Source organism: Pseudoalteromonas sp. SWYJZ98 (assembly GCF_015864495.1).
Lineage (GTDB): Bacteria > Pseudomonadota > Gammaproteobacteria > Enterobacterales > Alteromonadaceae > Pseudoalteromonas > Pseudoalteromonas distincta.
This window is the reverse complement of the sequence record NZ_JADYXA010000095.1, coordinates 1-1,211: the sequence shown is the minus strand read 5'-3', so window position 1 is coordinate 1,211 and position 1,211 is coordinate 1. Positions and strand designations below refer to the sequence as shown.

The 1,211-nt window shown below is 37.7% G+C and carries 1 protein-coding gene; it reads left to right on the top strand.

Annotated features, from left to right (window positions below; all coding sequences use genetic code 11):
• The first annotated feature begins 202 nt into the window (after positions 1-202).
• On the top strand, positions 203-1,063 hold the full coding sequence (locus tag I6F10_RS19955; RefSeq protein ID WP_033013576.1) for a delta-class carbonic anhydrase: 861 nt from the start codon (positions 203-205) through the stop codon (positions 1,061-1,063).
• The last annotated feature ends 148 nt before the right edge of the window (positions 1,064-1,211 follow it).

The window sequence follows — 1,211 nt, the reverse complement described above, 5'->3', positions numbered from 1 at the left end:
GCTGTTTAAATTCATTAAAGCTAGAGCGATAGGGTAATAGCTCTAGCTTGGCATACTGGCAGGATCAGTCAATAGCTAAAAAAGATCCTTAGAAAATAATTTGTCTTGGTGAATAGTTACATTTATTTTAGGATTATTTGACAAAAAGCAAGATCTGTTAACTTAATTGTTATGCAAAATATAATTTAAAGGCACTGACTCAATGACAATCAAAACACAAATAAGTGTAATTTCTGCTGTAATCACCATCCTGTCTTTTAATACACTAGCTAAAGCTAACCACGAAATAGTAAATGACGACATAATAAAAATACAGCGTGCAGCGCTTGCTAAAAACACCGCTAATAAAGGTTTTGGGCCACAATCACCACGCAATATTGATAATTATAAAGGCGAAAACACGGCAGTTTTCTCTCATGCCCCAACTTCATCAAATATGAACTTATGTAATATACACTTTCATAAAAATGCTGAACATGCCGGTGGCGAATTTAGCAAATATGCAGGAAATGGTAATGGAAAAGGTTTTCATAGTGGCTACTTATATTCAGGCTCTTTAACTAAAGGTGAAAGTAAACCAGCAAAAATTGAAATTTGTCCAAGCGAACACGGCGCACTCTCAGTCGGCGACACTATTGAAGTTCACAATGTTCATAGCAGTGCAATGGTTAAACCTGGCCCTACACTGGGTAGTTGTTTGAGTGATTCGATTAAAAATCCGCAACTACGTGTTGAAGCTCAAGTATATGTATTAGTAAACGATGCTAACGCACTTGATTTTGCTCAAATAAGTAACGTGTCATCGGTTAATGGCTATTACCAAGCAGCGAATGCACTTACTAATACTGGTGAAGCAGTTATTTATACCGGCTCTACCACTGGCCCTGGTTACAATGAGGCAGGCTCTCCTTTCCAAGTAACATGGTCAGTTAAACCAAAAGTAGCAAAGGTTGATATAAACAGTGTTGGTAAATGGTGTGAAAGTAACGCCTTTGATGAAGATCATGCCCACGGCGTACGCAATCTCGTAATAAATCCTGCACTACTCTCTAAAATCAAATAATTAAAATTTAGCCAAATAAACACAACCCACTAATTAGCTGTCTCTTGATCACAAGTCTGACTCAAGAGATTTTGCTAAATCGTAGCCTTCCAGGATGGCTTGTAACTTAAGCCATCCTTTCCATAACACTTTCACAGATGCACGCCCT